6 protein-coding genes and 1 pseudogene are annotated in these 9,325 nt (G+C 40.3%); 3 read left to right on the top strand and 4 right to left on the bottom strand.

Annotation, left to right across the window (positions count from 1 at the left end):
• Positions 1 to 759 (top strand): calcium-binding protein (locus ACP6PM_RS17215; RefSeq protein ID WP_426586705.1); only part of this gene is annotated, 759 nt, incomplete at its 5' end.
• A 137-nt stretch (positions 760 to 896) separates the two neighbouring features.
• Here ACP6PM_RS17215 and ACP6PM_RS17210 read toward each other — a convergent pair.
• The 4 genes and pseudogenes from ACP6PM_RS17210 to cysE form a co-directional block, all read right to left on the bottom strand.
• A complete protein-coding gene (locus tag ACP6PM_RS17210) occupies positions 897 to 2,096 on the bottom strand; it encodes an MFS transporter (protein ID WP_426586703.1) in 1,200 nt (399 codons plus the stop codon).
• 662 nt (positions 2,097 to 2,758) lie between these two features.
• Positions 2,759 to 3,088, bottom strand: a complete 330-nt coding sequence (locus ACP6PM_RS17205) for a phosphopantetheine-binding protein (RefSeq protein WP_426586711.1) — start codon at positions 3,086 to 3,088, stop codon at positions 2,759 to 2,761.
• Positions 3,089 to 3,310: 222 nt separating this feature from the next.
• Complete coding sequence (locus tag ACP6PM_RS17200; RefSeq protein WP_426586701.1) at positions 3,311 to 3,889, bottom strand: hypothetical protein; 579 nt, start codon at positions 3,887 to 3,889, stop codon at positions 3,311 to 3,313.
• 170 nt (positions 3,890 to 4,059) lie between these two features.
• Positions 4,060 to 4,584, bottom strand: a pseudogene (gene cysE, locus ACP6PM_RS17195) (serine O-acetyltransferase); the annotation flags it as partial.
• 277 nt (positions 4,585 to 4,861) lie between these two features.
• Here cysE and ACP6PM_RS17190 point away from each other — a divergent pair.
• Positions 4,862 to 5,515 carry a DUF7453 family protein gene (locus ACP6PM_RS17190; protein ID WP_426586699.1) on the top strand — a complete coding sequence of 218 codons (654 nt, stop codon included), beginning with the start codon at positions 4,862 to 4,864 and terminating at the stop codon, positions 5,513 to 5,515.
• Between the two features lie 167 nt (positions 5,516 to 5,682).
• Positions 5,683 to 8,967, top strand: coding sequence for a calcium-binding protein (locus ACP6PM_RS17185; RefSeq protein ID WP_426586697.1), 3,285 nt, complete (start codon positions 5,683 to 5,685; stop codon positions 8,965 to 8,967).
• Positions 8,968 to 9,325: the final 358 nt, after the last annotated feature.

Here is a 9,325-nt window from a genome sequence, read left to right as displayed (position 1 = left end):
GCACCAACCCCAGAACCACCAGCACCAACCCCAGAACCACCAGCACCAACACCAGGTGAAACCCTCAATGGTACTAATAGGAATGACATCCTCAACGGAGGAGGAGGAGACGATCGTCTCAACGGTTTCAGAGGTAATGATCTACTCCGAGGTTTCAATGGTGATGATAACTTAATTGGTGGTGTTGGCAGAGATACAGTAATTGGTGGTGAAGGTGATGATACTGTGAATGGAGGTCTTGGAAGCGATCGCCTATTTGGCCAATCTGGCAACGATCTGTTGTTAGGTCGTCCTGGTAACGATATCTTGTTAGGAGGTGACGGTGACGATACCCTAGAAGGAGGTATTGGTCGCGATCGCCTCAATGGTGGAGCAGGAAACGATGTACTAACAGGGGGTGGTAGTATTGACCGCTTTATCTTTAACACTAATCAGGAATTTCAGACAGAGGATGTAGGTATAGATGCAATTACCGATTTTTCCCAAACACAGGGAGATATTATTCTCTTAGACCTGACAACTTTTACTGCCATCAACAGTGAGTCAGGAAAAGGTTTCAGCATTGCCGCTGAGTTTACTAAAGTTACTAATGACCAAGAAACTGCAACTTCTGATGCAGTAATTGTCTATAATAGTGACAATGGTAATTTATTCTATAACCCTAATGGTAGTGATGCAGGTTTTGGCGATGGAGGTCAATTTGCCACTTTGACAAATATCCCATTGTTAGAAGCAGAAGATTTTGTTCTTAGAAGTTAGAACTTATGTATACACAACCTGTCAGGGACGTTGCATAACAAAAATGCGTTTCATGTCGCGCAGCGTTAGCGGAGCTTTGCGTCAGCAAAACGTCCCTACATTAGGCTTAATTAATGTTACTTGATATAACACCGATGCTACCGGATTTGATATGACTTGCTATAAGCAGAAGAAAAATATCGCTTCCGTAACCAGAGAGTTACAGCTAAAGTTACCATAAGTGGAGGAAGAGCTACATAATTCACTGTTTGCCAACTAAAGCTGTGTAGCAACCGTCCTGAGAAAAAAGTAGCAAATGTCACAAAACCGAACATAATAAAGTCTTGTATAGCTTGTGTTTTAGCCTTTTCAGCGGGGGTATAAGCTTCAGTCAAAAAAGTTGTAGAACCAACAAACATAAAGTTCCATCCAATTCCAAGTATCAGCAAAGCAACTGTAAAATTTGTAATACTATTTCCCTGTAAATTAATAACTATGCACAGCAAATTCAACATTACACCCCAAAGTATGATATTTATCCTCCCAAACTTAGCAATCATAAATCCAGTCACAAAGGAAGGTGCAAACATACCTAAAACGTGCCACTGTATCACAGAAGCGGCAGCTTCAAATGAGTGAGAGTAAGCAACCATTGCTAATGGTGTCGCAGTCATAACTAGGATCATTACTCCGTAACCGCATACACTATTCAACACAGCTATAATAAATACTGGCTGTTGCACGATCGCTGTTAATGGTCGGCCAGTTTCTTGACGTTCGGCTTTAGATGAGAGGGGAATATCTATCCAAAGCAGCAAGAATCCTGCTATTAACTGCAACCCAATAATCGAGACTAAAGAACCAGCAAATGTAACGGAAGTAAACCAGTCCTTTGACCAAGTTGCTAATCCTGGTCCTAAGAATGCAGCAATTACCCCACCCCCTACAACCAAAGAAACAGCCTGATGACGAAATCCATCAGTTGCTGCATCAATAGCAGCAAAACGATAGAACCCAGCAAATCCATTGAATACACCAAAAAGAAGGATAGCTAGACAAAAGAGTGAAAAATTTGTATAAAAAATAGCATAGACTCCCAAAGCAGATCCTACCATGCCAATCAACACTCCAACTATAAAGCCAAACTGTCGTCCCCACTGCTTCATTAACAGCGAAGCGGGAATTGTTGTACTCATAGTTCCTAGCATTAACAGTGCTAGGGGAAGGGTTGCTAAAGACTTGTCTGCAGCTAGGGATTGACCAATTAATCCTGCAATAGTACCTAGGATTGTAATTCCAGTCATTGCTAGTGCCTGACATAACACAAGTAACAGAACGTTCTTCTTTGCTCGATTCATAGGAGTATGTAGGTAGCTAGATTTCGTATTTTAATATTTTGAGATAGATAATACCGTTTTATGGAAGTCAAAAGTTAAAAGTTAAAAGTCATACCAAATCTTAAAAGTTTGGAGGAAGGCAGAAAGGAAGAAAAAGGTAGAAGGTAGAAAGTCTTTTGATAACTGATTATCCGGACATGATATAATTAATAATTATTAACGAAATAATTAATAATTATTAGCCTCCCCTTTCAAGGGGAAAAAGCGGTCGGAAAGCGCAGCATTCCGTCAGGATGGGATGGCGAGGTCTCCTCGCTTGCCTCCAATCGACCAAGAGAGCGGTCGGAAAGCGCAGCATTCCGTCAGGATGGGATGGCGAGGTCTCCCGCTCTTGCAGAGCCGCTGCCTCTTGCCTCCTCCGGAGGAGCTTCGCTAACGCTTTTCATGTCGCGTAGCGTTAACGCGCGTTGTGCGGAACGCTAAACGCCATATCTAATCGACCAAGAGAAGAAATAATATTTCCTTATATTCAATTCCTGTACGGTTTTAACCAGAGGTAATTATCCATTATCCATTAATGAATATACCCAAGTCATTGCGACTGGAACGGAGTGGAAGGAAGCAATCTCCTAAACCCTTGAGATTGCTTCTTATCGTCGCAATGACTACTTTTCAGCCGGATTCTATATCAGACCTAGTGCCAGATGTTCAGCTAAAACCATAACTTGAGGTTCTTGGATAATTGTATAATGATTGCCCTCAATCTGATATACTACACTAGCCTTTGCTAATTTGCCCCAACTTGTGAACTGCTTTGTTTGCGGTTTTTCACTAGCAAAGATTAGAAGCTGAATAGCTACTAAGGAAGACGAAGTTTGAGTATCTGTGGCAGAGCGTAGCAGGTTTGCCAAATTCTCAATGGTTGGACTCTCGAGAAGTGTTGCTAAGGGTAGGGTTTTACCAAACTTCTGCTGAATTTGAGCCATCAGACGCATGGCAACAACCGAATTGATTAATTATCAATTATCAATTATCCATTATCCATTGGTAATCTATGTGCTAACTATCTAGAGTTCGTTCTTCAATTATAGCACTACGCATTTAGGGCGCGGAAATTGGTAAATCCCGTTGGTGGAGGATTTCGGTAACGACAACTTACTTAGAGATTACTTTTAACTTGCGCGTAGCGCTATAATCTATGCTGTTTCGGAGCATCACCAAGGAAATACTTATATCTAGAACTTAATGTTTGATTGAAATTTATTTTTTTTCTGAGTCAGAAGCAAACTCAGACCGAAAATCCCAAGTCCTACTAATGAGTTTGGTTCTCGTACTGATTTGTAGCTAACGTTGTCTCCTTCCGTAAATTTATCAAAAACTCCTGTATCTAAGTTGCGACTCCACAAAGACCATGCTCCAGGTTCTCCAGGCTTTACTGCCTCATCTCCACCATCAATCAGAAGTACATAATTATCACTTTCTTGAGATTGACCTTGATACTCTATTCCTGAGAATTTTCCATTGAAAAAAACAGCATTTGTTAGCCCTGTTTTAGTGAAAGAAAATGTTTCCAAGGAATCTGTCAAAGTAAGATTCACATCAAACTCATTCACGGCAAACTTTTCCACATCCACAGAATTGTCTGGTTCAGCCTCAAAACTGACCGAACCAGATCCAAGAATATTGTCCAAATTATCAATCAGAGGGAAATTGAAGTTGAAAGAGGCAGCATGAACAGGAGTCTGAGAAACTATAGCCAATAAAGTTGTACTAGCAATAGCTATTGTGCATTTTCTGAAGATTTTGTTAGTCATTATTTTACTTTCTCCAAGCATTTGTTGATTTAATCGATCTGATGAGTTGAGATTTTTGGAATGAAAATAGACAGAATGTATCTTTCAAGCAAAGAAACCTCTGAGTAACTATGCTCACAACGCTCATTTTTGATAAGCTTACATTCTTGAGTGTTGGGCAGTTCTCTCTAACGCTTAACAACTCGACCAGGAACCCCGACAACTGTGCAATTAACAGCAACATCTCGTATCACAACTGCATTAGCACCAATACAAACATTGTTGTCGATTTTAATATTGCCTAAAACCTTCGCTCCAGCTCCGACAATAACATTTTTTCCTAGAGTGGGGTGGCGTTTCCCGGTCTCTTTACCGGTTCCACCGAGAGTAACACCTTGATAAAGTAGAACATACTCTCCCACTTGGGCTGTTTCACCGATGACTACACCCATACCATGGTCAATAAAGGCACCCTTACCAATTTGAGCAGCAGGGTGAATTTCAACCCCAGTTAGGAAACGACCCCAATGGCAAATTAAGCGAGGAATCAATGGAATTCTTAAATTATAGAGACAGTGAGCTATCCGATAACACATCAAAGCATGAAATCCTGGGTAACATAACAATACCTCAAACCAGTTTTTCGCTGCAGGGTCACGTTCAAAAATAATCTGGAAGTCAGCTAAGATCGAGTTTAGAGATTCAACCAACTTCATCTGACGTGCCAAGAAGAAAGAACTATTAGGTTCAGAACCTACCAAATTCTTGTTACTTCTGGTGTCATTAGGGATTAGTTCCCCAATTAAGGACATTTTACTGTCTCCTTTTTACTGTTATTTATCTGTTCTGCAAGTTGGTATTTCTGAGATACAAGAGCTTATGCAAAAATAGATACAAGAGCTTATGCAAAAATTAGGTCGTGTTATAACGGTTGTGGTAAGGATTATAACTATTGGCAAGTAAAAACGCCTGAAGTTTTTGCTCTGTCTTCCTTTGAGCGATTCATTCCCTCTATTTAGCGACAACTCTAATGATTTAAGCGTTATAGTTGACAGTAATACTCTAATTCCTGATGAAACCGGAAACTCATTTGGAGGTAATTTCGGACCCCCCTCTATTAACAATAACGGAGAAATAGCATTTGTCGGAAGTGATGGAGTCTACACAACAGTAGGAGGTTTGAATCAAGTTGTTGACACAAATACCCCAATTCCTGGTAATGATTTCAACAACTTTGAAAATTACTCAGGTCTACTGTCATTAAATGACAATGGCAATGTCACCTTTGCTGGCGGTGCTTTTCCAACTGAAGGCATTTATACAGACTTAAGGGGTCTCAATGTTGTAGCAGATATTAATACTCCTATCCCTGGCAGCACAGAAAATTTTGATTTTGTTAATGTTCCTGCTATTAACAATGATGGAACTATTGTGTTTGGTGGCAGCAATAGTTTTACATCTGGTGAAATATACAGTAATGCAGCAGGAGTTTTAAATTCTTTTGCAGTAATTGTTTATAATAGTGAAAATGGAAATTTATTTTACAACCCCAATGGTAGCGAAACTGGTTTTGGTGATGGAGGTCAATTTGCCACTTTGACAAATACCCCATTGTTAGAAGCAGAGGATTTTGTTCTTAGAGGTTAAAACTAATTGATCGGGTAAATCAGTAAAAGTATGCTGCAGTTAAAATCTTCAATTTAACGGGAGCATCTTTGTCAACAAAAAGAAATTGAATTTTCATTTTCACAAATTGCATAACCTCTGGGTGATGGATAAATATAATAGGTTTGAACATTTTCAACCAGGGAATTATGACTGATATTACTTTTGGCAATTTAATAGAAGATAGTATTGGCCTTGAGGGCGAACAAGATACCTATACCTTTGATGGCCTTTTTGGGGACCAATTATTTCTCAGATTATCTCCAGATTCTTTGCTAGACCCAGCCATCACAATTTTGCGGCCAGATGGTACTATCTTGATAGAAGAAAGTAGTTTTGGACAACTTGAAGTAATGCCAACATTAGATACTAATGGCACATATACACTTCTGGTGGAGGCAGGGAATAGCTTTGGTACAGGTGAATACAGTCTATTGGTGCAAAATCTTACTAATCCAGTAAATTCTACCCCACTCACTTTTGGAACCCCCACATCTGGAAATATAGGTGTTAGTAATGAGGTTGATACCTATACCTTTAACGGTGCTGTTGGAGAACAAATAATCTTGCAGACAGGTGAATCCTCTACCGTCGCTCCAGAAATCGAAATAATCAAACCAGATGGTACTATCCTAGAATTAAATAACGATTTGACCTCAACATTTCAAGGTACTCTAGACCAAAACGGTAGTTACACAGTTTTTGTTCAAGATCAATTTGGCAGTGATACAGGTGATTATGGTCTAACTCTCCAACGCACAACAAATCCAGGGAACGTTACTCCCCTTGACTTTGGTAATCAGGTTTCAACAAGTATAAGCTCGTTAGGAGAGTTAGATACCTATAGTTTTAGTGGAACTCCAGGAGATGAAGTATATCTATATACAAGTAGTAATTCTGATGCTTTTGCTAGCTTTAGACCCGAAGTCAGAATCTTCAATCCTGATGGAACTCTACTAACAGAAGGAAACAGCAGTGAAGTTGAATTACCAATTTCCATTACTAGCGATGGTAGTTACACAGTAATAGTTGGCGATCGAGACGGCAGTGAAATAGATGACTATAATATCACAATTCAACGTACCAACAATCCTGCAAATGCTACTGCTATTAATTTTGGCGTGCCAGTATCTGGTGAAATTAGTTCTTTAGGTGAAATAGATACCTACACTTTTAATGGTGAAGCGGGAGATTTGCTGTCTTTATCTGAGAGTAGTGCTTCTGATGTGGAGTCTCTTGTATTTCGCCCTGATGGTACTCTTCTCGAAGAATTTGATTTATTGAACCCACCTCCGTATCTCCTGGATAGTACAGGAATACACACAGTCTTAGTTAGAGACCGTGGAGCAGATAATACTGGAGCTTACAATTTCACTCTGCAGCGCACTAATAACCCAGGGAATGCTATTCCATTAGGATTTAGTGATTTTCTGTCTCCAAGTATCGATCTTCCTGGCGAACAAGATACCTATACTTTTGCAGCAGTTGCCGGAGACCAAGTTTCCTTGAATATAAGTGCTTCTAATTTTGATTTACAACCTGACATACAAGTATTTAATGCAAATGGCAGTCTTTTCAGAGAATCAAAGGATGAAGTTGAAGTTGATCTCCAACTTTCTGTTGAAGAAACTGGAACTTATACAGTCTTAGTTGGGGATGAATTTGGAGACGATACTGGTGACTATGGGATTACTATTCAGCGGACTAATAATCCTGTTAACCCCACTCCGATTAATTTTGGTGTTCCTCAAAGCAGTACCATAGAATTTGTTGGAGAGGAAGATACTTATACCATTCAAGCAGAAGCAGGGGATGTAATATTCCTGAATATGCTCGATTTGGGGGAACAAGAAACTGATATAGATCCAGAGGTGAAGTTTTTTGCTCCTGACGGTACTCTATTGGAAAGAGAGCAAGCAGGACTTGGTGTTTCTTCTGTTCCTTTAGATGTCGATCTAGTTGTTGGACCTTTAGAAGCTAGTGGTACATACACTTTGTTAGCAGGAGATGAAGATCAAAAAACTGGTCCTTATGCTCTAACAATTGAACGTACTAATAATCCTGTGAATGCTACTCCTATTTTACCAGGTGAAAATATACCTGATAGGTTTAATCTGTTTGGAGAGAAGAAAGTCTACACTTTTAGTGGTAATGAGGGAGACACTCTGTTTTTGAAAGGAATAGTGAGTGAGGATGGAATAATTGATACTGAAGAAGAAGAGATAGATTTAGAAGTGAAAGTATTTCGTCCAGATGGTACTCTCCTGGATGAGAGAACCGTTGTAGAAATAATCCCAAATTTATTTGGTGATAACTTCAGTCGTCGTTCTCAGTTACAAACACCTCTTGATACTACAGGGGAATATACGATTATTATTGGGGATAGTCGCTTTAATACAGGTAATGCAGCAGGTGATTTCAGTTTCATTTTTGCTTTCAATCAAGAACCTCCGATACCAATTCTAGCTGAAACGCCTGAGACGCCTGAGACGCCTGAAACTCCTGAGACGCCTGAGACGCCTGAAACTCCTGAAACTCCTGAGACGCCTGAAACTCCTGAGACGCCTGAGACACCTGAGACGCCTGAAACTCCTGAGACGCCTGAAACTCCTGAAACTCCTGAGACGCCTGAGACACCTGAGACGCCTGAAACTCCTGAGACGCCTGAGACACCTGAGACGCCTGAGACGCCTGAGACACCTGAGACGCCTGAAACTCCTGAAACTCCTGAAACGCCTGAGACACCTGAAACTCCTGAAACGCCTGATGCACCTGAAACGCTGGATACTCCAAGTATTGGAAGTAGAGCTGATGAGGTCATCAATGGTGAAGAAGGTAACGATCTGTTACTTGGTCTTCGAGGTCAAGATACATTAGTTGGTGGCGAGGGTAACGATACTATCAATGGTGGTCGTGGTCACGACAAACTCCTTGGCACATCTGGCAACGATCTGTTGATAGGTCGTCCCGGTAACGATATCTTGTTAGGAGGTGAAGGTGACGATACCCTAGAAGGAGGTATTGGTCGCGATCGCCTCAACGGTGGAGCAGGAAACGACCAACTTACAGGAGGCAGTAGTATTGACCGCTTTATTTTTAACACTAATGAAGAATTTCAGACAGAGGATGTTGGTATAGACACAATTACTGATTTTTCCCAAACACAGGGAGATATTATTCTCCTAGACTTGACAACTTTCACTGCTATCAATAGTCAATCAGGAACAGGTTTCAGCATCGCTAGTGAGTTTGCTACTGTTACTAATGACCAACAGGCAGCAACTTCTGATGCTGTAATTGTTTATAATACTGAAAATGGTCAATTGTTCTACAACCCCAATGGTAGTGGAACTGGTTTTGGTAGTGGAGGTCAATTTGCCACTTTTACAAATACCCCAGAGTTAGAAGCAGAAGACTTCTTCCTGAGAATTTAGCGATCGCCATTTGCCTGCAGTGGGAGCATCTTGCTCCCGTGCTAGGGGTTGATAGATGTTTGGCGCTAAAGCGCAACTACAAACAAATCCAATATACCAATATGCTGACTTTTAAGTGATACAATTTAGTATTAAGATGTATTGCTGGAAATGCTATAAAACTGTTCCTCTTCACCCCATCAAATTACAGCAGATTCCAAGTAGATGAAGTACAAATGTTAATAATAAAACCTTTGTAGCGCAGGCATCTTGCCTGCCATAGTTGTACTTCACCCTCAATGAAATACGTTGTAACATTTTTCAACACTATTTTCCTGATTATAGAGTTAGAATAGAGGAAGTTACAGACTAACTATAT

The organism is Dapis brunnea BLCC-M229 (assembly GCF_050015995.1).
Lineage (GTDB): Bacteria > Cyanobacteriota > Cyanobacteriia > Cyanobacteriales > Microcoleaceae > Trichodesmium.
The sequence above is the reverse complement of the archived record's forward strand: the minus strand, read 5'-3'. Positions and strand labels throughout refer to the sequence as shown.